The 24,682-nt window shown below is 56.4% G+C and carries 24 protein-coding genes; 8 read left to right on the top strand and 16 right to left on the bottom strand.

All coding sequences use genetic code 11. The features are described 5' to 3' along the window. Nucleotides 1–26 precede the first annotated feature (26 nt). From patD to ydcS, 5 genes are read right to left on the bottom strand one after another with little or no spacing between them, the layout of a single operon-like run. Nucleotides 27–1,451, bottom strand: a complete 1,425-nt coding sequence (patD, locus tag WLO32_RS10030; protein WP_435948164.1) for an aminobutyraldehyde dehydrogenase — start codon at nucleotides 1,449–1,451, stop codon at nucleotides 27–29. A gap of 18 nt (nucleotides 1,452–1,469) precedes the next feature. Beyond that, entirely contained in the window at nucleotides 1,470–2,276 is an 807-nt protein-coding gene (locus WLO32_RS10025; RefSeq protein WP_435948163.1) for an ABC transporter permease, read from the bottom strand. Further along, entirely contained in the window at nucleotides 2,266–3,168 is a 903-nt protein-coding gene (locus tag WLO32_RS10020; protein WP_435948278.1) for an ABC transporter permease, read from the bottom strand. Before WLO32_RS10020 ends, WLO32_RS10025 begins: the two co-directional genes overlap by 11 nt. Nucleotides 3,169–3,211: 43 nt before the next feature. After that, nucleotides 3,212–4,225, bottom strand: coding sequence for an ABC transporter ATP-binding protein (locus WLO32_RS10015; protein ID WP_435948162.1), 1,014 nt, complete (start codon nucleotides 4,223–4,225; stop codon nucleotides 3,212–3,214). A 14-nt stretch (nucleotides 4,226–4,239) separates the two neighbouring features. Continuing rightward, nucleotides 4,240–5,385 carry a putative ABC transporter substrate-binding protein YdcS gene (ydcS, locus tag WLO32_RS10010; protein ID WP_435948161.1) on the bottom strand — a complete coding sequence of 382 codons (1,146 nt, stop codon included), beginning with the start codon at nucleotides 5,383–5,385 and terminating at the stop codon, nucleotides 4,240–4,242. Between the two features lie 296 nt (nucleotides 5,386–5,681). Here ydcS and WLO32_RS10005 point away from each other — a divergent pair, with 296 nt between their 5' ends. Together WLO32_RS10005 and WLO32_RS10000 are read left to right on the top strand one after the other, a co-directional pair. Continuing rightward, nucleotides 5,682–6,068: a VOC family protein gene (locus tag WLO32_RS10005; RefSeq protein WP_435948160.1), complete on the top strand. Its 387-nt coding sequence runs from the start codon at nucleotides 5,682–5,684 to the stop codon at nucleotides 6,066–6,068. A gap of 43 nt (nucleotides 6,069–6,111) precedes the next feature. Continuing rightward, nucleotides 6,112–6,540 (top strand): TOBE domain-containing protein, encoded by a 429-nt coding sequence (locus tag WLO32_RS10000; protein WP_435948159.1) that lies wholly within the window; start codon nucleotides 6,112–6,114, stop codon nucleotides 6,538–6,540. 95 nt (nucleotides 6,541–6,635) lie between these two features. On the opposite strand, the gene WLO32_RS09995 is transcribed toward WLO32_RS10000, so the two are convergent. Then, the gene (locus WLO32_RS09995) at nucleotides 6,636–7,523 is read right to left on the bottom strand and encodes an SDR family oxidoreductase (protein ID WP_435948158.1); all 888 of its coding nucleotides are present in this window, start codon (nucleotides 7,521–7,523) and stop codon (nucleotides 6,636–6,638) included. A gap of 124 nt (nucleotides 7,524–7,647) precedes the next feature. Between WLO32_RS09995 and WLO32_RS09990 the strand changes: the two genes are divergently transcribed. After that, nucleotides 7,648–8,544 (top strand): AraC family transcriptional regulator, encoded by an 897-nt coding sequence (locus WLO32_RS09990; RefSeq protein ID WP_435948157.1) that lies wholly within the window; start codon nucleotides 7,648–7,650, stop codon nucleotides 8,542–8,544. A gap of 58 nt (nucleotides 8,545–8,602) precedes the next feature. Here WLO32_RS09990 and WLO32_RS09985 read toward each other — a convergent pair whose 3' ends face one another. Further along, nucleotides 8,603–10,021 (bottom strand): PLP-dependent aminotransferase family protein, encoded by a 1,419-nt coding sequence (locus WLO32_RS09985; RefSeq protein WP_435948156.1) that lies wholly within the window; start codon nucleotides 10,019–10,021, stop codon nucleotides 8,603–8,605. A 147-nt stretch (nucleotides 10,022–10,168) separates the two neighbouring features. On the opposite strand from WLO32_RS09985, the gene WLO32_RS09980 reads away from it, so the two are divergent. Genes WLO32_RS09980 through WLO32_RS09970 form a run of 3 tightly spaced genes read left to right on the top strand, consistent with a single transcriptional unit; the run spans nucleotide 10,169 to nucleotide 12,710 of the window. Continuing rightward, complete coding sequence (locus WLO32_RS09980) at nucleotides 10,169–11,569, top strand: cytochrome ubiquinol oxidase subunit I (protein ID WP_435948155.1); 1,401 nt, start codon at nucleotides 10,169–10,171, stop codon at nucleotides 11,567–11,569. Next, entirely contained in the window at nucleotides 11,569–12,582 is a 1,014-nt protein-coding gene (gene cydB / locus WLO32_RS09975; protein ID WP_435948154.1) for a cytochrome d ubiquinol oxidase subunit II, read from the top strand. The genes WLO32_RS09980 and cydB overlap by 1 nt, the downstream gene beginning before the upstream one ends. Beyond that, complete coding sequence (locus WLO32_RS09970; RefSeq protein WP_435948153.1) at nucleotides 12,582–12,710, top strand: DUF2474 domain-containing protein; 129 nt, start codon at nucleotides 12,582–12,584, stop codon at nucleotides 12,708–12,710. The genes cydB and WLO32_RS09970 overlap by 1 nt, the downstream gene beginning before the upstream one ends. 27 nt (nucleotides 12,711–12,737) lie before the next feature. Here WLO32_RS09970 and WLO32_RS09965 read toward each other — a convergent pair whose 3' ends face one another. The 4 genes from WLO32_RS09965 to nfrB are packed head-to-tail and all read right to left on the bottom strand — an operon-like array spanning nucleotide 12,738 to nucleotide 18,640. Further along, nucleotides 12,738–13,070 (bottom strand): hypothetical protein, encoded by a 333-nt coding sequence (locus WLO32_RS09965; protein ID WP_435948152.1) that lies wholly within the window; start codon nucleotides 13,068–13,070, stop codon nucleotides 12,738–12,740. Further along, entirely contained in the window at nucleotides 13,036–13,614 is a 579-nt protein-coding gene (locus WLO32_RS09960) for a DUF4434 domain-containing protein (RefSeq protein ID WP_435948151.1), read from the bottom strand. Before WLO32_RS09960 ends, WLO32_RS09965 begins: the two co-directional genes overlap by 35 nt. Continuing rightward, the gene (locus tag WLO32_RS09955) at nucleotides 13,614–16,421 is read right to left on the bottom strand and encodes an NfrA family protein (protein ID WP_435948150.1); all 2,808 of its coding nucleotides are present in this window, start codon (nucleotides 16,419–16,421) and stop codon (nucleotides 13,614–13,616) included. The genes WLO32_RS09960 and WLO32_RS09955 overlap by 1 nt, the downstream gene beginning before the upstream one ends. Beyond that, nucleotides 16,418–18,640 (bottom strand): cyclic di-3',5'-guanylate-activated glycosyltransferase NfrB, encoded by a 2,223-nt coding sequence (gene nfrB, locus WLO32_RS09950; RefSeq protein ID WP_435948149.1) that lies wholly within the window; start codon nucleotides 18,638–18,640, stop codon nucleotides 16,418–16,420. Before nfrB ends, WLO32_RS09955 begins: the two co-directional genes overlap by 4 nt. A 365-nt stretch (nucleotides 18,641–19,005) precedes the next feature. On the opposite strand from nfrB, the gene WLO32_RS09945 reads away from it, so the two are divergent. Beyond that, nucleotides 19,006–19,335 carry an SMR family transporter gene (locus WLO32_RS09945; RefSeq protein WP_435948148.1) on the top strand — a complete coding sequence of 110 codons (330 nt, stop codon included), beginning with the start codon at nucleotides 19,006–19,008 and terminating at the stop codon, nucleotides 19,333–19,335. A 53-nt stretch (nucleotides 19,336–19,388) separates the two neighbouring features. On the opposite strand, the gene WLO32_RS09940 is transcribed toward WLO32_RS09945, so the two are convergent. Beyond that, the gene (locus WLO32_RS09940; protein ID WP_435948147.1) at nucleotides 19,389–20,507 is read right to left on the bottom strand and encodes an S-(hydroxymethyl)glutathione dehydrogenase/class III alcohol dehydrogenase; all 1,119 of its coding nucleotides are present in this window, start codon (nucleotides 20,505–20,507) and stop codon (nucleotides 19,389–19,391) included. A 32-nt stretch (nucleotides 20,508–20,539) separates the two neighbouring features. Continuing rightward, nucleotides 20,540–20,815, bottom strand: coding sequence for a metal/formaldehyde-sensitive transcriptional repressor (locus WLO32_RS09935; RefSeq protein ID WP_121267408.1), 276 nt, complete (start codon nucleotides 20,813–20,815; stop codon nucleotides 20,540–20,542). Nucleotides 20,816–21,468: 653 nt separating this feature from the next. On the opposite strand from WLO32_RS09935, the gene WLO32_RS09930 reads away from it, so the two are divergent. After that, the gene (locus tag WLO32_RS09930; protein WP_435948146.1) at nucleotides 21,469–22,497 is read left to right on the top strand and encodes an acyltransferase family protein; all 1,029 of its coding nucleotides are present in this window, start codon (nucleotides 21,469–21,471) and stop codon (nucleotides 22,495–22,497) included. 272 nt (nucleotides 22,498–22,769) lie between these two features. Here the strand turns inward: WLO32_RS09930 and WLO32_RS09925 are convergent, their stop codons facing one another. The 3 genes from WLO32_RS09925 to WLO32_RS09915 all read right to left on the bottom strand — a co-directional run bounded on the left by WLO32_RS09925 (nucleotide 22,770) and on the right by WLO32_RS09915 (nucleotide 24,662). Continuing rightward, nucleotides 22,770–23,255, bottom strand: a complete 486-nt coding sequence (locus WLO32_RS09925; protein ID WP_435948145.1) for an NUDIX hydrolase — start codon at nucleotides 23,253–23,255, stop codon at nucleotides 22,770–22,772. Beyond that, nucleotides 23,245–23,865, bottom strand: coding sequence for a hypothetical protein (locus WLO32_RS09920; protein ID WP_435948144.1), 621 nt, complete (start codon nucleotides 23,863–23,865; stop codon nucleotides 23,245–23,247). Before WLO32_RS09920 ends, WLO32_RS09925 begins: the two co-directional genes overlap by 11 nt. A 245-nt stretch (nucleotides 23,866–24,110) precedes the next feature. Continuing rightward, on the bottom strand, nucleotides 24,111–24,662 hold the full coding sequence (locus tag WLO32_RS09915) for a helix-turn-helix domain-containing protein (RefSeq protein ID WP_435948143.1): 552 nt from the start codon (nucleotides 24,660–24,662) through the stop codon (nucleotides 24,111–24,113). Between the last annotated feature and the right edge of the window lie 20 nt (nucleotides 24,663–24,682).

The raw sequence follows: 24,682 nt of genomic DNA, 5'->3' as shown, positions 1-24,682 counted from the left end.
TTATATTGCGGCCGCCGGGTAGCAGGCTAGTGTTTTATCATCACATGTCGAATGACGGTGTAATCCTCCAGCCCGAAGAGAGACATATCCTTGCCGTAGCCCGAAAGCTTTTGCCCGCCGTGCGGCATTTCGCTGACCAGCATAAAGTGCGTATTCACCCATGTGCAGCCGTACTGCAGCCTGGCGCTCAGACGATGCGCGCGCCCGACGTCCTGCGTCCAGACGGACGACGCCAGCCCGTAGGGAGAATCGTTCGCCCAGTCCAGCACCTGCTCTTCATCGCTAAAGGAGGTCACGCTCACGACCGGACCGAAAACCTCTTGCTGCACGATGTCATCTTCCTGCCTGGCCCCGGCCAGCAGCGTCGGCTGGAAGTAGTAGCCGGGCCCTTCAACTTTCTCGCCGCCGGTTATCACTTGTACGTGCGGCAGCGCTTTGGCGGCGTTCACCGCTTTGGTCACACGCTCAAGATGGGCCTGTGAGCTCAGGGGGCCAAGTTCCGTAGATTCTTCTTCCGGCGCGCCATATTTCAGGCTGGCGACGGCCGCGCCAAGCTTTTCCACCAGCCTGTCGTAGACGCCCTGCTGCGCGTAGATGCGGCAGGCGGCGGTGCAGTCCTGGCCGGCATTGTAATAGCCGAAGGTGCGCACGCCTTCCACAACGGCGTCCAGATCCGCATCGTCAAAGACGATAACCGGCGCTTTGCCGCCCAGCTCCATATGCGTGCGCTTAATCGACGGCGCGGTATGGCTGATGATGTGCTCGCCGGTAGCGATGGAGCCGGTGAGCGACACCATGCGCACTTTTGGATGCCCGGTCAGCTTATCGCCTACCGACTGCCCGCGGCCGAACAGTACGTTCAGCACGCCCGCCGGGAAAATGTCTTTCGCAAGTTCCGCAAGCTTAAAGGCGGTCAGCGGCGTGATTTCCGAAGGCTTAATCACCACGCAGTTTCCCGCCGCCAGCGCGGGCCCGAGCTTCCAGGCCGCCATCATCAGCGGATAGTTCCAGGGGGCGATAGAAGCCACTACGCCTACCGGATCGCGACGGATCATCGAGGTGTGCCCGCTGAGGTATTCTCCGGCGGCCAGGCCGTTCAGACAGCGGCTTGCCCCGGCAAAAAAGCGGAATACGTCCACCACCGCCGGGATCTCGTCATTCAGCACGCAGTGATAAGGTTTGCCGCAGTTAAGCGATTCCAGACGGGCAAACTCCTCGCCGTTTTGCTCGATAGCGTCGGCAAGTTTTAAAAGGTGCCCGGCGCGCTCTTTGGGCGTGGTTTGCCCCCAGCTGCGGAAGGCCGCGTCCGCGGCGCTCACCGCATCGTTAACCTGCTCCCCGGTGGCTTCTGCTATCTCCAGCAGCGCCTCGCCGGTCGCCGGATTATAAACCGGCAGCTTTTCGCCCAGCCCTTCCACTAACTGGCCGTTAATCAACAATTGGCTTTGCATAGCGATACCCTTCTCAAGTTATTTCCCGCCGCCCGCAACGTCGTCTCCGCCGCGGCTCAGCCAGTACGCCCCTAAAATCGGTAGGGTGGTCATCAGCATTATCAGCAGCGCCACCACGTTAGTCACCGGCACTTCCCGCGGCCTGCCCAGCTGATTGAGCAGCCAGAGCGGCAAGGTGCGTTCATGGCCGGCGGTAAAGGTGGTCACGATAATTTCATCAAACGACAGCGCGAACGCCAGCATGCCGCCCGCCAGCAGCGCCGAGCCAAGATTGGGCAGGATCACATAGCGGAAGGTTTGCCAGCCGTCCGCGCCTAAATCCATCGACGCCTCGATCAGGCTATAAGAGGTGCGTCGAAACCTTGCAATGACGTTATTAAAAACAATCACCACGCAAAAGGTGGCATGGCCGATTACGATGGTGAGAAACCCCGGCTCAATATTCAACGATTTAAACGCGGTAAGCAGCGCGATACCGGTAATGATCCCCGGCAGCGCGATGGGCAACAGCAGCAATAATGAGATGGCGTTTTTACCAAAGAACTCACGTCGCCACAGCGCCGCGGCGGCCAGCGTGCCGAGGAGTAAAGCAATTATAGTTGCCAGCGCGGCAATTTTAAGTGACAACGTCACGGCCTCAAGAATGTCGCCGCGGGATAACGCCACGTGGAACCAGCGTAGCGTCAGCCCCTGCGGCGGAAAGCTGAACGCCGCCTCTTCGGTGTTAAAGGCGTAAAGCGCGATGATCGCCAGCGGAAAATGCAGGAAAATAACGCCGCCCCAGGCGGCGACTTTTAGCAGCAGCGGCGCGCGTTCAGAGTGCATCGAAAGCCCCCAGCCGTTTTACAAGCGTCAGATAAACGGCGATCAGCACGACAGGCACCAGCGTAAACGCCGCCGCCATCGGCATATTGCCTATCGCTCCTTGCAGGGAATAGACCATGTTGCCGATAAAATATCCCGGCGGCCCCACCAGCTGCGGAACGATAAAGTCGCCGAGCGTTAAGGAAAAGGTGAATATCGACCCCGCAGCCACCCCCGGGATCGCAAGGGGTAAAACAACGTGGCGAAAGGTTTGCGACGGGCGCGCGCCCAAATCCGCGGAAGCCTGAAGCAGCGACGGCGGCAAACGTTCAAGCGCGGCCTGAATCGGCAGAATCATAAACGGCAGCCAGATATAGAGAAACACCAGAAACCGCCCGAGGCCGGAGGTGGAAAGCGTGTTTCCGCCGACCGCCGGCACGGTGAGAACGGCGCTAAGGATGCCTTCCAGCCCGAGATGCTGCAGGAACCACTGCGCCACGCCGTCACGCGCCAGCAGCAGCGTCCAGGCGTAGGCCTTGACGATATAGCTCGCCCACATCGGCAGCATTACCGCGATATAAAAGAACGCCTTGAGCCTGCCGCTGGTATAGCGCGCCATAAAATACGCCATCGGAAAGGCCAGCACCGCGCTTGCCAGCGTCACGAGGATCGCCATGGTGAGCGTGCGCAAAATGATGTCGTAGTTGGCCGGCTGGAAAAGCGCGGCCAGGTTTGCCAACGTCAGGTCCGGCGTCACCGACATGGTGAAGTCATCGAAGGTGTAGAACCCCTGCCAGAGCAGCGTCAGCAGGGAGCCGAAGTAGATAATGCCGAACCACAGCAGCGGCGGCAGCAACAGCAGCGCCAGCCAGAACGTGGGGCGCTGCCAAAGAAAGGTGGTGATACGGCGCATAAGCCGCCGGTCATTGCGGGCCGCGGGAAGGCTCATATCCATCTCATCCTTCTCCGTGTAGCGGCACCATCGCCGCGCGCGGCCAGGCCGCTGTCACCTGCTGCCCAATCTGATAACGCTCCTCGCTTACCAGCCGCTGGGGGTTAGCCTCGCTGACCAGCAGCTTTTCGCCGCCGTCAAGGCGCAGCTCCAGACGCGTCGCCGCGCCCTGATAATGGATTTCCTGGATGGTTCCGGCCGCCTGAACCTCTCCTTGCCTGTCGATAACGATATGCTCCGGCCGCAGCGAAAACAGCCGCTCCTCGCCGCACATCCTGCGCGCAAGCGCCGGGGCAATCACGTTAGAGGTGCCGACAAAACTGGCGACAAAAGCCGTGCGCGGCTGCATATAGAGCTGGCGCGGCGTATCAACCTGCTCAATACGCCCGTTGTTGAACACCGCTACGCGGTCCGACATCGACAGGGCTTCGCTCTGATCGTGGGTGACGAAGATAAAAGTGATGCCCAGCTCGCGCTGAAGTTTTTTCAGCTCGCCCTGCATCTGCTCGCGAAGCTTAAGGTCGAGCGCGCCGAGGGGCTCGTCCAGCAACAAAACGCGCGGACGATTTACCAGCGCGCGCGCCAGGGCCACGCGCTGACGCTGCCCGCCCGATAGCTGCGAAGGCTTGCGGGCATGAACGAATCCCAGCGCGACCTGCTCAAGCGCCGCCTGGGCCGCCGCCTGCCGGGTTTTCTTATCAACGCCCTTCACCATCAGGCCGTAGGCGACGTTTTCCAGCACCGTCATATGCGGAAACAGGGCGTAGTCCTGAAACACCGTGTTCACATCGCGCTGATACGGCGGCACGTCCTGCGCCTGCCGGCCGAAGATGGAAAGGGTGCCGCTGGAGACCTGCTCGAAGCCGGCGATCATCCGCAGGCAGGTCGTTTTGCCCGAGCCGGACGGCCCGAGCAGCGAGAAGAACTCTCCGTCGGCGATATCGATGGTCACGCCATCCACGGCGCGCACGTCGCCATACACTCGCGAAACGTTATCAAACTGAACGGCGTAAGACATAGCGGCCTCCGGGCTTAACGACCGCCCATAATGGCGATGTAGTCCTGCGTCCAGCGGCTGTAGGGCACGAATTTGCCGCCCTGCGCGACCGGAGTTTTCCAGAACACGATCTTGTCGAAGTAGCTGTAGCCGTTGGTTTCACAGCCTTTGTCGCCCAGCAGCGTGCTGGCTTTGCAGCCTTGCGCCACGGCGGGCAGCGAGCCGAACCACGCCGCCACGTCCCCCTGGACTTTTGGCTTAAGCGACCAGTTCATCCATTTATACGCGCAGTTCATATGCTTCGCCTCGGCGTGCAGCATGGTGGTGTCCGCCCAGCCCGTTACCCCTTCTTTCGGAAAAACGGTGGCGATGGGCTGGCCTTCACCTTTTAAGGCGTTGGCCTGATAGGGCCAGGCGCTGGAGGCCACCACGCCTTCGTTTTTAAAGTCGCTCATCTGCACCGTGGTGTCATGCCAGTAGCGGTGGATCAGGGCGTGCTGGTCGCGCAGCACTTTCAGTACGGCCTGGTACTGTTCTTCGGTGAGCTGATAGGGGTCGTCGATACCCAGCTGCGGCTGCGTGGCCTTGACGTAAAGCGCGGCGTCGGCGATATAAATCGGGCCGTCATAGGCCTGCACGCGGCCCTGGTTAGTTTTGCCGTCGGGCAGGTTTTGTTTCACAAACACCACGCCCCAGCTGTCAGGCGGCGTCGGGAAAGTTTTGGTGTTGTACATCAGCAGGTTCGGGCCCCACTGATAGGGCGTGCCATACACCTTGCCGTCCACGTTAAACCAGGAGCCTTTTTGCAGGCGGGGATCGACATCCTTCCAGTTCGGGATAAGCGCAGTGTTAATCGGCTGGACGCGTTTGCCCATAATCAGGCGCAGCGACGCGTCGCCCGACGCCGTCACCAGATCGTAACCGCCCTTCGCCATCAGGCTGACCATTTCATCTGAGGTGGCCGCCGTTTTAACGTTCACCTTGCAGCCGGTCTCCTTTTCAAAACCGGTTACCCAGTCGTACTGCTTGTCGGTGTCGCCCCGCTCGATATAGCCCGGCCACGCGATGATATCCAGCTGCCCTTCGCCGTCGCCAACCTGAGTGGGCAGCCCCGCCGCCTGCGCTGAAAGCACGGTCAAACAGAGGGAGGAAAAGGTCCACAGAACCCGTTTTGTACGCATTTCGTGTACTCCTGTCTGAAAGATAAAGGCGGCACGCTGCTAAGTGCCGAAACCGCGAAAAAATCCCCGTAGAAAAACAATAGTCTGCGCCAATATGGCGAGCATGGCGGCGGCGGTAAATTTCATCAGGTTGTGATAGACCGCGCAGTAAAACTGGCCGGACCGCTTCGCGTATTTAGCCGCTCGGCGGTAGCATAAGGGGATATTTTTCAAGTGTAGACAGCGGATTACCGCGCCGCTTCGCCAGCGGCCGGTTTTTAGTAAGTATCGAAATTTCATATGGATGGAGGCAGAGTATGCAGGTAGCCCATATCGCTTTATGGACCAACAATCTTGAACGGGCGGCCTCTTTCTGGCGCGAGCATTTTAATGCAACGGTGGGCGAGGCTTACCGCTCGAAGCGGCGCGAGGGCTTTATCTCGCACTTCGTAACCCTGGAAAAGGGCCCGGCGCTGGAGTTAATGACGCTGCCGGGGCTGGAGGATAAACCGCCCCGCGAAGACAACCGTACCGGCTGGGCGCATATCGCCATAAGCCTGGGCTCAGTCGAGGCCGTGGACAAGCTGGCCACGGCGCTCGAGCCGCTGGGCGCGCTGGTTCATGCCGCGCGCTGGACCGGCGACGGCTTTTATGAAGCGGCGATCGCCGACCCGGACGGCAACCTGATTGAGATCACATCCTGATGTTCTACGCTTAAGGCTAACTTTTTATTTTTTTGGAGGCTACATGACCATCTCTTCTCGCAACCAGTTAACGGGCAAAGTCAGCCAGGTGACCGACGGCGCGGTAAATGACGAAGTAGAAATCACCCTCAACAGCGGAGGCAAGCTGATAGCCGTCGTCACGCGCAGCAGCGTGGAAGCGCTGGGTTTGCAGCCCGGTAAAGAGGTTATTGCTTTGATTAAAGCGCCCTGGGTGACCCTCGCCACCGAGGACTGCGGCTATCAGTTTTCCGCGCGCAATCAGTTTTCCGGCACGGTGCTTTCCCTGCTAAGGGGCGCGGTAAACACCACGGTAAACGTCTCCATTGACGGAGGCGGAGAAATCACTTCGGTGATTACTAACGAAGCCGCCGATGAAATGGCGCTGAAGAATGGCTGCCGCCTAATCGCGCTGATTAAGGCTTCCTCCGTTCTGCTGGCGGTGAAGAAATAAGCTCCGCGCTTCCTTATCCTGAACGGTTTGTCCGCGAAAGGTCAGGATAAGGAGCGCCGCAGATGTTAGCGTATCAAGACCGCGGTTCGCCGCCCCTAATCGATGCGCATACTCTCCAGATCGGCAATCAGCCCCGGCCCCGTTGGCCGCCACGCCAGACGCTGCTGCGTCAGCGCGCTTGAGGCCGACATATCGTGACCGATAAAGATATTCATCCAGCCGAAGTGGGCGGGCGCATCTTCCTCATTAATCCGCCGCACCGGAATATTCAGTATGCGGCCGATGGTTTCGGCAATAGTGCGCATCGCAATGCCTTCTTCCGCCACCGCGTGGTAGCGGCTGCCGGCGATATTCTTCTCCAGCGCCAGCGCGTAAAGCCTTGCCGCATCGCTCAGATGCACCGCCGACCAGCGATTCTGGCCTTCGCCGACATACGCCGACACGCCTTTTGCGCGGGCCAGCTCAATCAGCGGGCTGATTAAGCCTTGCTTGAGCGGATCGTGCACCTGCGAAAGACGAATCACGGACACGTTCACGCCACGCTGCGCGACCGCGATACCCGCCAGTTCAGAAGCCTTACGCGGGTTGGGGTGATCGGGATTGAAATAATCTTCGTGGGCCATGGCGTTGTTTCCGCGGGCCCCCATGCCGACGCCAGAAGTGATAAGCAGCGGGCGCTGCGACCCCTGCAGGGCTGAACCCAGAGCTTCAATAGCCTGGGCGTCTCTTTCACAGTTCGCCGTTAAGGTCGTAAAGTCGTGGTTGAAAGCCGTATGGATCACGCCGTCGGCCATGGCCGCCCCGCGACGCAGGCTTTGCGGATCTTCGATATTGCCGTAAAACGCCTCGACGCCGGCCGCCGCCAGCGCCTGCGCGCCCCGCTCGCTTCTGGTTAAGCCCAGCACCTGATGCCCGGAGGCCTGCAGCTCACGAATAACGGCCGTACCGATAAAACCGGTCGCGCCGGTAAGAAAAATACGCATGATGATGTCGCCTGTACGTGGATGAAGGGCTGTCTGCCGCCCGGTGTCCACCATTCTGGATTCTGCATGCGGTACGATCTATGCTGTAAAGTCGTTATTTATCGTCCCATCGTCCCGAGGTGCTATGGATCCGCTTTCCGAACTGCTGTCTTTGCTTAAGCCCGAGAGCTATGCCTCCGGCGGCGTCGCCCTGCGGCGAGAGATGGCCATTCAATGGCCGCAGCATGACGGCGTCAAATGCTATGCCGTGGTTTCCGGCCAGTGCTGGCTATCCGTGGAAGGCGAACAGCAGCCTGTTTTGCTCAGCGCCGGAGACTGCTATCTGCTGCCGCCCGGCCCGCCTTTTTGCCTGAGCACGGATTTGGCGGCAAGCCCGGTGGACTTCGCCATACTGCGGGCGCAAGGACGTCTGGGCAGCCTTGCGAACGGCGGCGGAGAAGACGGATGCTTTCTGGTCGGTGGGCATTTTCTGCTTTCCGGCCATCTTGCGCAGATGCTTTTAGGCGCCTTGCCCCCCATCGTGCATATCCGCAAAGAGAGTGATATCGCCGCCATGCGCTGGTCGCTTGAGCGAATGGCCGACGAGGTGCGCCACCCGCAGCCAGGCGGCGTGCTGATAGTGCAGCAGCTGGCTTATATGATGCTGATTCAGGCGCTGCGGCTGCATCTGAACAACGCCGCCAGCATCGGCGTCGGCTGGCTGTTCGCCCTTGCCGATAAACAGATGAGCGCCGCCATCGCCTGCATGCACGATGACCCCGGGCATGGCTGGACGCTGCAAATGCTCGCGTCCCGGGTGGGAATATCCCGCTCGGTGTTCGCCAGGCGCTTTAAGGAAACGGTTGGCATGTCGCCCATCGACTACCTGACGCAGTGGCGGATGCAGCTGGCCTGCGAGCGGCTTAAAAATACCGACGAGGCCATCCAGCGCATAGCTTTATCGCTGGGCTATGAGTCTGAGAGCGCGTTTGGCAAGGCGTTTAAACGCGTTATCGGCCACTCGCCGGGACGGCATCGCTAAACCGCGTGCCGTTTGTTTTGCGCCCATAGGCAAAGCAGCAGGCGCGCGGCCTGACACATTACACTTGTTCCTTAATCTGCTGCTGAATTAAACGTGACAACGTCACTACGGCCTGCTGCTCCCTTTCGCCCCACGCCCAGGAAACATTCAGGCGGAAGTAGTTATCCCAGGCGCGGCCGGTGGTGAACATTTTTCCCGGCGCGATGCTGATTTTATGCGCGATGGCCCGCTCATTAAGCAGGCTGGCGTCCATGTAGTCCGGCAGCTCAATCCATAAAAAGTAGCCGCTTTCGCTGTGGTGAATCTTCACCCCGGCGGGCAGGAGCGTATGCAGCGCCTGCCACGCCTTCTGTTTGCGCTCGGCCAGCGTTCGGCGCAGACGCCGCAGATGGGTGTCGTAGCGCCTGGTCGCCAGATAATCGACCAGCGCCAGCTGCACGGGCGAACTGGTGGACAGCGTGCTCATCAACTGCAGCTGCTGAATGCGCCGCGCGTGTTTGCCCGCCGCTACCCATCCGATACGAAAACCCGCGACCAGGCACTTTGAAAACGACGAACAGTGCAGCGTAATGCCCTGCTCATCCCAGGCCCGGGCGGGTAGCGGACGTTCGCGGCCGTAATAGAGCTCGCTGTAAACGTCGTCTTCAATCAGCGTGACGTTATGCTGCTGCAGCAGCGAAACGAGCTGGCGTTTTTTCTCCGGCGTCAGCGTCACGCCCAGCGGGTTCTGGCTGTTGGTCATCAGCCAGCAGGCCTTGACGGGATAGTCGTTCAGCGCCTGTTTCAGGGCCGCGAGATCGATGCCGTTTTGCGGATCGGTCGCCACCGAAAGCGCTTTAAGACGCAGCCTTTCAAGCGCCTGCAGCGCGCCGTAAAAACAGGGGTTTTCAACGATGACCCAGTCGCCGGGCTCGGTCACGGCCTGCAGGCTGAGGTTTAAGGCCTCAAGCGCCCCGGCGGTGATAACAATCTCATCGGGCGATACCTGCATCCCCTGCTGCGCGTAGCGGCGTGCGATGGCGTGGCGCAAGGCCTCGTTGCCCGGGGGCAGGTTTTCAATAACGCTCATGGCGGTGGCGGTTTTGCTGACCGTCGCCAGGGAGCGGTTTAACTGCTGCAGCGGGAACAGGCGCGGATCGGGAAACGCGGAGCCAAACGGCACTACCGAAGCGTCGCAGCTCGCCTGCAGCACGTCAAAAATATAGGTATTGATATCGACTGACTCGTCGCGCGTGACCTTAACCTGCACGGGCGCGCTGCGCGCAACCGGACGCGGCGCAACGTAATAGCCGGACTGCGGGCGGGCCACTATTACGCCCTGGCTTTCCAGCACCTGATAGGCGTGGCCGACGGTCATAAAACTCATGCCGCTGTGCGTCACCTGCTCGCGCAGCGACGGCAGCCGCTCTCCCGGCAGCCAAATCCCGAGGGCTATCTGGTCGATAATTTGTTGCGCCAGCTGCTGGTATTTTTTCATTTTTGCTCTTGTCCGTAACTATATCAGCTCCTTAAAAATACGCTTTTTTCACTAACTGTTATAGCTAATTAAACCTTTTCTGTTTCTGACCCTGACTGCGGCGACGGACTAATATGGCCGGGTCTTTTATGTACCCAGAGGTTATGTATGTTTGGTTTAGACGCTTTTCATCTGGCGAGGATTCAGTTCGCTTTTACTATTTCCTTCCACATTATTTTTCCCGCTATCACCATCGGGCTTGCCAGCTACCTGGCGGTACTTGAAGGACTGTGGCTGAAATCGAAAAACCCGGTTTACCGTGCGCTCTACCACTTCTGGGCGAAGATTTTTGCCGTCAATTTCGGCATGGGCGTGGTTTCCGGGCTGGTGATGGCCTATCAGTTCGGCACCAACTGGAGCGGCTTTTCACAGTTCGCCGGCAGCATTACCGGCCCGCTGCTGACGTATGAAGTGCTGACCGCTTTCTTCCTGGAGGCCGGTTTTCTGGGGGTGATGCTGTTTGGCTGGCAGCGCGTCGGGCCCGGCCTGCACTTTTTCGCCACCTGTATGGTGGCGCTTGGCACCCTGATTTCCACCTTCTGGATCCTGGCTTCCAACAGCTGGATGCAGACGCCGCAAGGCTTTGACATCCTCAACGGCCAGGTGGTGCCGGTGGACTGGTTCGCCGTGGTGTTTAACCCGTCCTTCCCCTATCGCCTGCTGCATATGTCCATCGCGGCGTTTCTCAGCAGCGCCTTTTTTGTGGGCGCCTCTGCGGCCTGGCATCTGCTGCGCGGCAATAAAACGCCGGCGGTGAAAACGATGTTTTCTATGGCGCTGTGGATGGCGGCGATCGTCGCCCCCGTCCAGGCCATGCTCGGCGATATACACGGCCTGAACACCCTTGAGCATCAGCCGGCAAAAATTGCTGCAATCGAAGGCCACTGGGAGAACGCGCCGGGCGAGCCGACGCCGCTGCTGCTGTTCGGCTGGCCTGATATGCAGCAGGAGCGCACGCGCTACGGGCTGGAAATTCCGGCGCTGGGCAGCCTGATCCTCACGCACAGCCTGGATAAACAGGTTCCGGCGCTAAAAGAATTTCCGAAGGAAGACAGGCCAAACTCCACCGTGGTGTTCTGGTCGTTCCGCGCCATGGTGGGCCTCGGCCTGCTGATGATTTTGCTCGGCGTAACCAGCCTGTGGCTGCGCTACCGGCATCGTCTGTATGAAAGCCGTCCCTTCCTGCATTTCGCGTTATGGATGGGGCCTTCAGGGCTGGTGGCCATTCTGGCCGGCTGGGTCACTACCGAAGTGGGCCGCCAGCCGTGGGTGGTTTATGGCCTGCTGCGCAGCAAAGACGCGGTTTCCGCGCACGGCGAGCTGCAGATGAGCATCAGCCTGCTGACGTTTTTCGTGGTCTACATGTCCGTGTTCGGCGTAGGCTACAGCTACCTTATCAGGTTAATCAAAAAGGGCCCGCAGCCCTTCGACGACACCGCTCCCCCGACCGACGGCCGGCCCACACGCCCGCTTTCCGCAGTCCCTGAATCCCTTGAGGAGAAACGCTAATGGGCATCGATCTTTCCGTGATCTGGTTTGCGATCATCGTCTTTTCCACGCTGATGTATATCGTGATGGACGGGTTCGATCTGGGCATCGGCATCCTTTTCCCCTTTATCCGCGATAACCAGGATCGCGACGTGATGGTCAACACCGTCGCTCCGGTCTGGGACGGCAACGAAACCTGGCTGGTTCTCGGCGGCGCCGCGCTGTTTGGCGCCTTTCCGCTGGCGTACGCGGTGATTGTGGATGCCCTGACCATCCCGCTGACCCTGATGCTGATTGGCCTGATTTTCCGCGGGGTGGCCTTTGAGTTTCGCTTTAAAGCCACTCCGGCGCATCGCCCGTTCTGGGATAAGGCGTTTCTTAGCGGATCTATCCTTGCGACTTTCTGTCAGGGCGTTGTCGTCGGAGCGGTGATTTCCGGCTTCCCGGTTGCGAAACGCGCCTTCGCCGGGGCGCAGCTTGACTGGCTGACGCCCTTTAATCTGTTTTGCGGCGCGGGGCTGATTGTGGCCTATGCCCTGCTGGGCGCCAGCTGGCTGGTGATGAAAAGCGAAGATCCGCTGCTGGATAAGATGCGCGGGCTGCTAAAGCCGCTGCTGCTGGCGCTGCTGGCTATCATGGCCGTCATCAGCATCTGGACGCCGCTCGCCCATCCGCAGATTGCCGCCCGCTGGTTCAGCTTGCCCAATCTGTACTGGCTGCTGCCGGTTCCGGCGCTGGTAGCGCTGTGCAGCCTGTGGCTATGGCAAAGCGCCGGCTCGGCCACCGGCCTGCACAGCACGCCTTTTGTGCTGACGCTGGCGCTGGTGTTTCTCGGGTTTGGCGGCCTTGGTATCAGCATCTGGCCCTGTATCATTCCACCGGCAATGACGCTGTGGCAGGCGGCAGCCCCGCCGCAGAGCCAGGGCTTTATGCTGATCGGCGCCCTGTTTATTATCCCGGTCATTCTGATCTACACCTTCTGGAGCTATTACGTGTTCCGCGGAAAAGTGCAGCATGGCGAGGGCTATCACTGATGAAAATAAAGCAGTTCAGTAAACGCCTGCTGTGGATGGCGGTGCTCTGGGGCGGCAGCGTACTGGCGCTGGCCGCGGTGGGCATGGTGTTCCGGCTGCTGATGAACGCAGCAGGGTTTAAATCCTGACCTCGTGGCGCAAGGCGCGGCAAAGCCTCAACGCGGCAGCACGCCTTGCGCCACATCCATATAGCGCAGCGAGAAATAGACCCTGTCCTGCCCGGCCGGCAACGGCGTTGCCAGCCATTGCTGCTGCTGAGCGCCGGAGAGCGGCGAAGCCTGAAAACCCGCGGCGTGTTTATCCTGCCGGAAGAGCTCGACTATCTGACCGGCCGCCGGCGCGTGCAAATACAATGCGCGCGCCGCCGTCGGCAGCTTTTGCGTGCCCGCCCCGTCCTGTATCCAGATTCTTACGCCGCTATCGCCGAGCATGGCGACCCATTTCGCCCAGCCGTCAGGCGTCATATTGCCGGCGAAAAAACTGCTCACCGCCACCGGCCTGTCCGCTACCGCCGTCAGCGCATGCCTCGTGTTGAACAGCCAGTCCCGGGCGGCCCTGCTGCATTTGCGGCGTGCGCCAGTGCAGATCGTCCAGTTCGCTGCTGATATACCAGCCGGCAATTTTAGCCTTGCCCAGCACTTCTACCCAGCGCGCAGCGGCGGCGACATCTTCGGCGCGCAGACGGTGCAGATAGTTTATCCGCGCCGCATAAGGCTGCTTCTGGCGTTCGAAAAAGCGCTCGTCCGCCGCCAGCCCCAGCACCAGCTTCAGATCGCACCCGGCCGCTAAGCTGGCCTTATGTTCAAGCCAGCGGCGGGACTCTCCGTCGCGAAAGGCGTCGCCATAGCGGCTCCACTGCAGCACCAGGGTGTCGATGCCCTGCCTTTTTAACTGTTGCAGCATGGCCTGCCACTGCGCGTCGCTCACAGACATATCGCGCAGCTGCGGTTGATACATCACGGCGTTGACGGCCTGGGCGAACGGCGAAACCAGCAGCGTTAGCGCGATAAAAAACGGCAGCAAAATATTCATTACCAGCGCACTCCCAGCGTCAGAAAAAGGTTATTTTCCGCGTTCGTTTCGCGGCGATGGCCGGCGGAAACGTATTGATACTCCAGTCCCAGGCTCGCTTTATGCGGAAAGGCCTGATAGCGCGTTTCACCAAACCAGTGGTTTAGCCGCACGCCAGCGCCTTCGAGGGCGGAATCCCGACAGAAGCGGGATCCGTCGCCGTTCTCGTAATCAGGCGTATTGACCGCGGCGTTGTACTGCGCGTGGGCGTACGGTTCAAGCGTCTGGTGGTCGCTGATTTTGTGATGCCAGCTCACGCGGTAATCCGCGGTGTAAAGCTGGTAATCCTGCTTCACATAGTGGGCGGCATCCAGATAAAGATTCTGGGCGAACCAGCCCCTGCCGACGGGGTGCCAGTCGTCGCTGAATTTGCCGCCGTTGAGAAACGACGCGCTGGCCCGCAGCATGACGTCAGCCTTTGCCTCATGCCTGTCCAGCGGCAGCTGCTGTTCCAGCGCGAGGTAAAAGATCTGTTCGTGAAGGGGCTGCCAGCGCACGCCTAAGCCCAGCATGGGCTGGTAAACCGGCGCTATGTTCGTATGCCCGCCGCTGCCGGCAAAGGTGCGGCCATAGGCTGAGAGCAAATCGCCGGCGAAAAGCTGATTACGCCCGATGCGGTATTCCGCCTCGGCCTGGCCGTAGCTGCGATTGCTTTTATCCCGCGGCGCGTGCGGATCGGAACCGCTGCCGGCGCCGGAGCTTTTCGTCAGGCCAGGCGAGGCGTCGAAGGAAAACGTCCAGCGGCGGGCGGTATCTTCGTCAACGCGGCGCAGGGCAAAGCGTTCTTTTTTCTGCTCGTCCGTCAGCCCCTGGCGCGGCGCGGCGGCGTTGTCGATGTCATCCACCACTCGCCTGCTGTAAAAACGCGTCCGCGCTTTGTCATCCAGCCGCTGATTGACGTACGCCAGCTGGCGCAGGATTTCCGGCGAATCCGGACTGGCACGCAGCGCTTTTTCAAACGCGCGGCGCGCGCCTGCAACGTTGCCGCCACGCAGCAGCGCAAAGCCTTTTTCTGCATCATCCTGATACGGAGCGGAAGTAAAGTTAATTTCCGGCATTGCGCGCTGCCATGCGATCTCCTGCCAGTACGTCAGCGAGCCGTCATCGTCGGCCAGCCGGGCGCTACGCGCAGCGGCCACAACGTCGTCATCAGTCATACTCTGCGCCGGGATTTTCGCCCAATAGTCGCGCGCCAAATCGTAATCTTCCACGGAGAATGCCAGGCAGGCGGCCTGACGCCGGTAGTAAGGTGTCGGATCGCGTTCAACGGCACGCTGCGCGGCGTACAGCGCAAGCCCCGGCGAGGTCTGCTGATAGCATTCCGCAAGGCGCGACCAGCTCGGCGCATCGTAAGCCTGCGCAAAATCACCCAGCATAGTCATGACGACGGCGCAGTTTTCTGCCCCCGTGAACAGGCGCGCCTGCCGCATGCGCTGCTCTGCCGCAGGCAGCGGCTGCGCCAGGCGAGCCTTATCTTTAGCGGACAGCCATTGCGGATGGGCGACAAGCAGCGCGTACAGCCTGTCGGCGAGCGTTTTTTGCAGGCCCCCGGCGTGCGTAAACGGCCAGTATTCAAGCAGCAGCGCGCTGGCGGCGCGGGCTTCGCCGAAGGTCACCAGATGAAAGCTGTAGCTGTCCAGCTGCCGGGCGGACAGCCGCCTGCTCCGGCTGATTTGTTCAATCATCCGCACGCTCTGCCGGCGATCCTGCTGCGCGAGGTGCAGATCCAGACGCTGCTCCAGCACCGCGTCCGGCGGGAATTCGCTCAGCAGCTGCGAAGCGCCCTGCCAGTCCTTCTGCTGCATGCGGACAGGCAGCAGCGTCGTCAGTATGTACTGACGGTTCTGCGGATATTTTATCTCCCTGCTCGCCACGGCTTTTCCCGGATTCTCACCGTAGGTCGCTAATAATCCGAGCCAGTTATGCTCTTCGCTTGCGGATGCAAAAACCGGATTGTGTCGGGAAAGGTAGCGCCGTAACGGCTTAATCGCCTTGCGCTGCGCCAGCGACTGGGCGTAAGCCAGCTGCATGGCGGGCGTGTTCATCACGCCCTGGCGTTGCAGGTCGAGGATGCGTTCATCGCGCTGCATAAACAGTAAAATACCGAACCACTGTTGGTACTGCGCTTCGCTAAGCGTTTGCTGCTCATCAAGCAGGGCGAAGCTCTGATCGGCCAGCCGCCACTGCTGCAGAAAAATCGCTCTTTGCGACAGCTCATCGGCCAGCGCGCGGCCCTGGGACGAATGGCGAAACGCCAGGTCGGAGAGCTGCATTTTCGCCACGTTAAGCTGCGCCAGCCTTATGGCGTTTCTGCCTACCTCGCTGCGGCACTGAAGCGAAGGATTCGCGTCGCAGGCGATTTGCTGCGCGTGTAAAGCAGCGGCGGTTTCCACCTTCTGCTCCGGCAAGGGAATAACATCCCGGGCCAGGCGCGCGTCTTTATCATTCGGCGTTTTTCGCAGCTGCTCATCAAGCAGCGCTCGCGCTTTATCGTCATGACCGAAATGACGATACGCTTCGGCAAGCCACAGCGTTATCCGCACGCTCTGCGGCGCCATTTCATGGGCATGTTTAAAGCTCCCTATCGCCCGCGCTTCATTGTTTTCTTTCAGGGCCTGGCGGGCGCGGGCCAGATGCGGATAGACTTTAAAGTAGCGGTAGTCGCTAAGGCCCAGCTGCTGGCGCGTAACGACCTGGGCGGCATTAGCCGGCATGGAAATAAGCGCGCTGCAAACCAGCGCGGCAAGCGGCGTCAGGAGCCGTCTCATGGCTTACCCTCCATCAGACACGCCAGCTGCAGGCTGCTAATTCCCGCCTTTTGCAACAGGCCTTGTAAAGAGGGCTGAAGCTTTTGCTGACGCGCCAGCGCCTCGTTTACCGTCTGCTGGCCGACAACGCCCTGCTGCACTAAAAACTCGCCGAACAGCATGTCGCTGCGCTCGTAGCGCAGCAGGACGGCTCTGAGCACCGCCTCATCAAGTTTGTTTTCGCTGACCAGCACTTCGGCAAAAAAGATCTGCCCGGCAACGTACTCGTCCCAAAGATTATTGGCCTGGCTTTGCGTTAAGAAGCCCGCCGCCACCGTGCGTTCCAGCAGCCGCCGCTTGTGCTGAATCTGCTGTTGGCCATACCAGTAGCGAAGCCCGACCACCACCTGCCCACGCGGGACGATAACGTAGCCCACTTTGCTTTTCACTTTGCGCGACAGCGCGGCAAGGGAGACCGGATCGATGGCGCTTTCGCTGGCGAAAATCAGCGTGCCGTCCGCTACGCGCAGCGGCAGAATGGCGTAATGTAAGGCTATTTTTGCCGGCACGGAGTGAATCAGCTCCGGGTTAAGCTTGCGGAAATCAAACGGCTGAGCAGGCACATGAACCTGCTCAGCCAGCGCCTGCGCCAGCTGCAAAGGGCTTATCAGGCCGCGCTGCACCATACAGCCGCCGAGTTTTAAGCCCGGCGTGCGGTTGCTCAGAACGTCTTCCAGATCGGCGGTCGTAATGACGCCGCTCTCCACCAGAATTTGCCCCAGCGGACGCAAAATGCGGTTAATAGTTACTGTTGGAAAATCGTGCGTGGTTTTATCCCATGCCACGCGGTGCGGATCGCCGTGCCGCACCACCTGGCGAATGGCTCGCCAGTTAGCCATAAAGTTAATCAGGTTGCCCCAGAACAGGCGCGGAATGGCCATCAGCCCCTGCAGCAAACCGTAATACGCCGTAACGAAGATGATGCGCTGGGCAATACGGTTCACCATCAGGAAGAAGTTTACCCACAGCAGCGTGGTGAGCCACGCCCCGCCGATAAAAATCGACAGGAACTGCCAGGCATCCTCCACCGCATGCTGATAAATCAGCAGCGCCACAAGCTGCAGCATCACCAGCATGGCGGCGAAGCTGAGAAAGTTGGCGATGGCCCCTTTGCGGTCGCGCCACAGGAAATAATTAAGGATCGCGCTGTCGCTCCAGCGGTGGGTTTTAAAACCCTGGAAGACAATACCTGTTATCCAGCGCGATTTCTGCCGCACCGCGGCGGCGTAGGTATCGGGAAAATATTCCCGCACGCAGATGACGTTTGCGGTTCTTGCCCGCTGGCCAAAGGAAACGGGCTTCTTTTCGTCGTGAATCACCGGCAGGCGGCAAAAAATTTCCTCCATGCCCTTCTGCCGCAGGCGGAAACCAATGTCGTAGTCTTCGGTCAGGCTTTGCTCGTCAAAGGCGATGCCGTCGCCGTCGGCCATCAGCGCCAGTAAGGCCCGGCGGCTAAAACAGGTGCCTACGCCCGCGCTCGGCACCTGGCCTGCAAGCGCTTCACGCACCGGCACATCTTTGCCGTGCAGTTCCGCGAACTCGTCCAGATAGCTAAGGCTTGTGAAGTGCGTCCATGGGCGTTCAAAAGGATAAACCGGGATCTGTATAAGATCTTTGCGCGCCACCAGATAGTTAAACAGGCGCAGTTCGAGGGGCGAAATCACGTCTTCCGCGTCGTGCAGAATAAACCCGGAAAAGCTGAACCGGGCGTTACCTTCGAACTGTAAAATCGCATCGAGAATATTGTTCAGGCAGTCGGCTTTACTGGTAGGCCCCGGGCGGGCGCAGACGACTTTATGCACGTTGGGAAACAGCGAGCAGACTTCATCCACATCGCATTGGGTCTCAGGATCGTTAGGATAGGTGCCAACAAAGATATGGTAATTTTCGTAATCCAGCGTGTTCGCCGCAAGCGCCGCCATGTTACCGATAACACCTTTTTCCCGCCATGCGGGCACCATCATCGCCAGCGCTTTCTCCTCTGGCTTATAAAGCTCCTGCCCGGCTAAAGGCGTATGTTTACGATAGACGGTAGTGGCCCGCCAGAAGCGGCGCGCCCAGTAGACGATATCGATAAAGAGATCGTCTATGCCGCTAATAAATAAAAGGATTGCCAGAAAAATGGCCATTATTTTCAGGCCATAAAGATATGTTGAGAAATAATCGACCAGCCAGTCCATAACTCGCCCTTGAGAAGACGTGAATTAAAATCACTATCCATAAGGGGTCGAGCCGGAAAGGTAAGGCTACGCCTCTTACGTTACCGGTATCATAAAAACTTTAAATTAATTTTCAAAGAACATAATGTCGCCATAAGCGGCATTTAGTGCTCAATAAGGACTGCATTTAACAAATTAACGGGTTAATTAAACTTGATTTAACACAAACAGCGATATTAATTACCACAAGATGAGATTGATAGTGATTTACGCCCTGGCCGTTCAGCTTTTGCCGACTCCAGGCGCGGGGCCGTTAGGGTTTGCAACGCCCTGCGGCTATGAATATTATCGACAGGCCGCCTTATTTATTCACTATGGAACATAAAATGACCTATCTCTGGCTGACGATCGCTATCGTTGCGGAAGTAATCGCCACCTCCTCGCTAAAGCTTTCAGAAGGGTTTAGCCGCCTGTGGCCGAGCGTGGCAACCGTGCTGTTCTACGCCGTGGCGTTTTACTGTCTGTCGCTGACGATGCGCACCATTCCCACCGGCGTGATTTACGCTATCTGGTCAGGCGCAGGCATAGTGCTGATTGGGGCGGTAGGATGGCTGTTTCTTGGCCAGAAGCTGGACTGGCCGGCGCTGGCGGGGATGGCGCTGATCGTTCTTGGGGTGCTGGTGATTAACCTGTTCTCAAAATCCGTCGCCCACTAAGCGAAGGCTGCCGCCAGTAGCTGGCGGCAGCGGCGAAATATTCCGCCGTAAACTTACTTCTCGCCGAAGTGAATCACCGTACGAATCGATTTCCCTTCATGCATCAAATCGAACGCTTCGTTAATTTGCTCCAGCGGCAGGCGGTGCGTGATAAAAGGATCGAGATTGATTTTACCCGCCATCGCCTCTTCTACCATGCCCGGCAGCTGGCTACGGCCCTTTACGCCGCCGAACGCCGAACCACGCCATACGCGGCCGGTTACCAGCTGGAACGGACGGGTTTTAATCTCCTGACCCGCGCCCGCCACGCCGATAATAACGCTCTCGCCCCAGCCTTTGTGGCAGCATTCCAGCGCGGAACGCATAACGTTTACGTTGCCGATGCATTCAAAGCTGAAGTCCACGCCGCCGTCCGTTAGTTCAACGATAACGTCCTGAATCGGCCTGTCGTAGTCCTTCGGATTGATGCAGTCCGTAGCGCCCATTTCGCCGGCGAGCCTGAATTTTTCCGGGTTGGTGTCGATGGCCAGAATGCGCCCGGCCTTCGCCTGCACCGCGCCCTGGATTACCGCCAGACCAATACCGCCCAGGCCGAACACGGCGACGGTGTCGCCTTCCTTCACTTTTGCAGTGTTGTGCACGGCGCCGATGCCGGTGGTAACGCCGCAGCCCAGCAGACAAACTTTATCCAGCGGCGCCTGCGGGTTCACTTTCGCCAGCGAGATTTCCGCCACCACGGTGTATTCACTGAAGGTGCTGGTGCCCATATAGTGGTAAATCGGTTCGCCGTTATAGAAAAAACGCGTGGTGCCGTCCGGCATTAAACCTTTACCCTGGGTGGCGCGAACGGCCTGGCAGAGGTTGGTTTTGCCTGATTTACAGAACTTACACTCGCCGCATTCCGCGGTGTACAGCGGAATAACGTGATCGCCTGGCTTCAGGCTGGTGACGCCCTCGCCCACTTCAACTACGATCCCGCCGCCCTCATGGCCCAGCACCGCCGGGAACACGCCTTCCGGATCGTCGCCGGATAAGGTAAACGCGTCGGTATGACAGACGCCCGTGTGGGTGATTTTTACCAGCACTTCGCCTTTTTGCGGCGGCGCTACGTCAATTTCTACGATTTCTAACGGTTTGCCCGGTCCGAATGCTACTGCAGCACGTGATTTCATGTTCTTCTTCCGTTATCAGGTGGGAATAAGTGTTATTTTAGATAAGAGCGAATTAATTTTCCGACTTCTGCCATACGCCGCGCGCGCTGCTCCTCGGACGTATCGCCCGTGACCAGCTCGTCTTTCAGGTGGATTTCCATCATTTCGCCCATCAGGCCATTGGCGGCCCCGCGCACGGCGGCGATTTGTTGCAGGATGGCGATGCAGGGATCGCCATTTTCTAAGGCGCGCTCCAGCGCCTCCGTCTGGCCGCGGATACGTCTTACCCGCGTCAGGATGCGTTTTTTATCTTCAGGTGAATGTGGCATAGCGGCCTCTATAGATACTATAGGGGGGTATTGTAACCTAATTTTCAGATGATTGGTGAAATTGAATTTTTCTTTTTTATTAGCAGGTTAAAGAGCAGCAGCAATGGACGCGTGGATCCATATACAGTGTTTATAATGCCCCTAAATTTGCCCCCAAAGTCATTTTTGGGTGTGTTCTATCCCTAAAATGCCCGTGAATTTGGACGTGTTTTAGAGCCATTTAACTGACAACCAGCAGATCGGAGTATCTGTACCATGTTGAAACAGGGAGTCCCTCGGTCATTCTTTGCCTGCATTCCATTGCCCTATCAGCAAAGAAATGAGAACTGGCAATCCCTTGCTTCGTATGACCTCCCAGAACCAGACATGCTTTGCCGCGTAATTTATAAAGGGCCGAATGTCATACATACGAGTGCAACGCTGAAATTCTTACGAATAAATAGTACGTATCCCTGACCATAGAGTCTGTCTATCTTCTCAGCAGACAGAGAAGCTGTCGCAAAAAACTGAAAAGGTTAGATGCCGGGGTTAGTCCCTAGTCCGCCAAATATTAAATCTGATTTTTTTCAGTACAAATGGGTACCTGTTGCTTCGCTTCCGGCGTAGTACAAGATAGAATGCGGGCCCTACCGCAAAGAAAGGAAATAGTACAAATGTCACAGCGTAATGAATTATACGGCCTCACAATATTTAGATTTATCGCTGCATTTTACGTTTTCATATTCCATTGCAATCTTAGATATCCAGCTGATGTTTCTATTTGGTTAGCTGCCATTTTCAAAAACGGTGCTATTGGCATGTCATTTTTCTTTATACTCTCAGGTTTTGTCATGGCATGGGCATATCAAGATGGCATAAGAGAAAATTATTTAAAATCCAGAATTGCGCGTATATATCCAGCATATATTGCAATGGGTATAATATCGTTACCTTTTATTTTCTCTTATGACCTTGCAAAAATTACGACTTACATATTTTTATATCTTACTGCAAGCCAATCCTGGATTCCCTCTTCATTTAGCATCTGGCACTTCAGTGGCTCATGGTCGGTATCGACTGAAATGTTTTTCTATATAACATTTCCTTTATTGCTACCTTTAATTAAGAGAAATCCTTTCCTGTCAATCTTCATTGCTTATGTTGCCACTTCATTAATGGTACCCTTGACTATGAATATTAACGACAGAGGTTGGTTCCCCTTGCTTTATATAGGTCCTATGTACAGACTACCTGAGTTCGTCATTGGTGTAGCTCTGGGATGCATCTATAGCTCCGGCTTGAGATTAAAAAAATCATTACCAATATTGACACCTGTTGCAATCTTAGTTTTATTAATTCTCTCACCTGTAGATAACATTGGGTGGGTGAAAAACAATTTCATTACTGTCCCAGCTACAGCGGTTCTCATTTATTGCATAGCTTGCATGGATATCGCTAATACCAGGATAGCAAAACCATTTATTTATCTTGGAAAAATCAGCTATTCTTTTTATTTGATGCAACTACCTGTAATGATTTACATTACAAACAACCATTCCATATTAGAATCCATGGCCACATGGCAAGCATGGCTAATAATAGGCATTATTAATATACTAATGGCTTCAGCTTGCTATCACATAGTCGAAAATAATGTTAAAGTGAAAGCCTTTATATTAAAAGCAAAACCAATTAAACTATAACCTCACGTAACTTACATCATGTAATATTTATCTCGCCGGAAGAAGCAATCGCTTCCGGCGCATCCATATAGTCAAATAATTGTTTGATGAAAGAACTGCCAAATCTAATTGAACTATATAATGAGATGCCAACTGAAATCTGCGGCGATGCAGTCTCAGCAAACAAAACCGCACCGGCCATAATTAATTAAGTTAATACAATATGAGAAAGAATACATACGCAAATATTTTTCTGCCGCTTCAATCAGCACTAGTTCACTGCTGCCAAATGGTTAGATATATTTTTTTGCAATCAAGAGCATCAAAGTTGATAGAGTAAAATTGTCTTTAATTTTGTTTTCTCTTACAGCATTGATGATCTCATCTTTTGAGTATAAATTACAAGACAACACACCTTCTTCTGCCTGCACCATAAGCGTATCGAGATTTTTTACTTTGCATCTAATTGCTTTCACATTATCACTAATAAGACCGGAATCTGTACGTAAATCGCCAAGCAACTCTATATCTTGAGCTACAACATTGAGCTCTTCCTTTAGTTCTCTTTCGCCTCCAGCTAAATGGGACTCACCGCTCTCAAGAAATCCTCTGGGAAACTCCAACAATATTTCATCCCCTCGAGCATGTTTAATTAAGGCGTAGCTCTCGTTAAAATAAGGCGCAATGACTACCCCGCCAGACTTTTGAACAATACGCACATAGCCATCAGCACCCATAGTAACAATAACGTATTGATTTTCAATTACTTTAGTTTCCAAAGTTTACTATCCACGTTTTATGTTTAGCCGAACTACGAATTACCATTATAGTACTTTTTAGATATATAAAAACATATGTCAGATAGCATAAAGCTTCCATAAAAAAAGCAATATCCTTACTTTGGATCTTCATAATTATTGCCAATTCTTTCATCAACATTGCCGCCGGCAATCCTGAAATAAAAATCATCCCAAAAACCACTCTATTTTCAATTCCTTTGAATAAGTCTTTAATTTCCATTTTTGAATTAAGCCTGTCTTTTTTGGAAAAAAATGCTGCAGATACTCGATTTACATCTTTCAACTTTAAAATATCTCTGGCTATAATCATGTTCAAAAGCAAGATTGCGCTACTGTATTGCATATGCCAGGAACGTAATCCAGACAGTGTTCTTATTGTCATCCCGCTAATCAACACCATTACCACATTAAATAAAGCAGGAGCATACACGCCAGTTAAAAATTTAGTCACGTTACTGTATGAGCCAAAATAGAAGGATATAACCACAAGATAGAAGGCTATTGCCTGGTCCCTCTTGGTAGACTGATCTCTAAGATGTTCATTGCATCTTTCATAAACGCTAAGAAGAAATTCTCTTGATACAGCCATCTTGCCCTCAATTATTAAAAAGTGACATACGGAAGCCTATCTTAGGTGATAATGATTTCCATTTCATCCGATTGTTACTAACTGATTTAATTGCATATATTACTGGCACATCTATCGGGCTGAGCGCAGGACCTACTCTCCTTTTAACATCAACATCCAATATTGATGCATACTGGAAATTCCCTAACGTTCAAGCCTGACCTCTAACATTTTCGGCCCGGTAAACTTATTTTAAAATCCAGCACTCAGGCGCTCTGTTCGGCCACCAGAATCGCCATGGTATCGGCTTCCAGCGCCTTAAACAGGTGCTCCCGGTCCGCCGGATAGCAGATGTAATCCCCGGTATTCAGCTCCTGCGCGTCTTCTGTCGTGCCGACCAGCGCTCTGCCCTGGGTGATAATAATATGCTCCACGGAACCGGCCGGATGCGGCAGCGAACGGCGTTCTTCGCCGGGCTGGGTCATCAGCAGATAGACATCGCGCCTGGCCCCCGGCGGGCAGGTCGCCAGCAAAGTAGCCTGGTAGTCCGCGCGCTCGGAAGCCACCTTTGTGCCCTCTCCTTTACGAATCACCCGGGTCGTATTTCCCTGCGGCTCCAGCAGCTTCGCAAAAGGAATATTCAGCGCGACGCACAGCGCCCACAGCGTTTCCAGACTAGGATTTCCGTTACCGGCCTCCAGCTGTGAAAGCGTGGATTTGGCGATGCCGGCGCGCCTTGCCACCTCCGCCAGAGACAGGTTGGCGCGTTCACGTTCCCTGGCCAGGCTTTTAGCAATGATGCTGATGGGCTGTGTCATGGCTCTCCCCTTAAGCACGC

This window comes from Dryocola mayonis, assembly GCF_051307045.1.
Taxonomy (GTDB): Bacteria; Pseudomonadota; Gammaproteobacteria; order Enterobacterales; family Enterobacteriaceae; genus Dryocola.
Note: the sequence above shows the minus strand (reverse complement) of the source record. Positions and strands in the feature narration are given on the sequence as shown.

Coding starts and splice junctions, on each gene's coding strand:
- patD (WP_435948164.1), bottom strand. CDS start 1,451: ATGCAAAGCCAATTGTTGATTAACGGCCAGTTAGTGGAAGGGCTGGGC.
- WLO32_RS10025 (WP_435948163.1), bottom strand. CDS start 2,276: ATGCACTCTGAACGCGCGCCGCTGCTGCTAAAAGTCGCCGCCTGGGGC.
- WLO32_RS10020 (WP_435948278.1), bottom strand. CDS start 3,168: ATGCGCCGTATCACCACCTTTCTTTGGCAGCGCCCCACGTTCTGGCTG.
- WLO32_RS10015 (WP_435948162.1), bottom strand. CDS start 4,225: ATGTCTTACGCCGTTCAGTTTGATAACGTTTCGCGAGTGTATGGCGAC.
- ydcS (WP_435948161.1), bottom strand. CDS start 5,385: ATGCGTACAAAACGGGTTCTGTGGACCTTTTCCTCCCTCTGTTTGACC.
- WLO32_RS10005 (WP_435948160.1), top strand. CDS start 5,682: ATGCAGGTAGCCCATATCGCTTTATGGACCAACAATCTTGAACGGGCG.
- WLO32_RS10000 (WP_435948159.1), top strand. CDS start 6,112: ATGACCATCTCTTCTCGCAACCAGTTAACGGGCAAAGTCAGCCAGGTG.
- WLO32_RS09995 (WP_435948158.1), bottom strand. CDS start 7,523: ATGCGTATTTTTCTTACCGGCGCGACCGGTTTTATCGGTACGGCCGTT.
- WLO32_RS09990 (WP_435948157.1), top strand. CDS start 7,648: ATGGATCCGCTTTCCGAACTGCTGTCTTTGCTTAAGCCCGAGAGCTAT.
- WLO32_RS09985 (WP_435948156.1), bottom strand. CDS start 10,021: ATGAAAAAATACCAGCAGCTGGCGCAACAAATTATCGACCAGATAGCC.
- WLO32_RS09980 (WP_435948155.1), top strand. CDS start 10,169: ATGTTTGGTTTAGACGCTTTTCATCTGGCGAGGATTCAGTTCGCTTTT.
- cydB (WP_435948154.1), top strand. CDS start 11,569: ATGGGCATCGATCTTTCCGTGATCTGGTTTGCGATCATCGTCTTTTCC.
- WLO32_RS09970 (WP_435948153.1), top strand. CDS start 12,582: ATGAAAATAAAGCAGTTCAGTAAACGCCTGCTGTGGATGGCGGTGCTC.
- WLO32_RS09960 (WP_435948151.1), bottom strand. CDS start 13,614: ATGAATATTTTGCTGCCGTTTTTTATCGCGCTAACGCTGCTGGTTTCG.
- WLO32_RS09955 (WP_435948150.1), bottom strand. CDS start 16,421: ATGAGACGGCTCCTGACGCCGCTTGCCGCGCTGGTTTGCAGCGCGCTT.
- nfrB (WP_435948149.1), bottom strand. CDS start 18,640: ATGGACTGGCTGGTCGATTATTTCTCAACATATCTTTATGGCCTGAAA.
- WLO32_RS09945 (WP_435948148.1), top strand. CDS start 19,006: ATGACCTATCTCTGGCTGACGATCGCTATCGTTGCGGAAGTAATCGCC.
- WLO32_RS09940 (WP_435948147.1), bottom strand. CDS start 20,507: ATGAAATCACGTGCTGCAGTAGCATTCGGACCGGGCAAACCGTTAGAA.
- WLO32_RS09935 (WP_121267408.1), bottom strand. CDS start 20,815: ATGCCACATTCACCTGAAGATAAAAAACGCATCCTGACGCGGGTAAGA.
- WLO32_RS09930 (WP_435948146.1), top strand. CDS start 21,469: ATGTCACAGCGTAATGAATTATACGGCCTCACAATATTTAGATTTATC.
- WLO32_RS09920 (WP_435948144.1), bottom strand. CDS start 23,865: ATGGCTGTATCAAGAGAATTTCTTCTTAGCGTTTATGAAAGATGCAAT.
- WLO32_RS09915 (WP_435948143.1), bottom strand. CDS start 24,662: ATGACACAGCCCATCAGCATCATTGCTAAAAGCCTGGCCAGGGAACGT.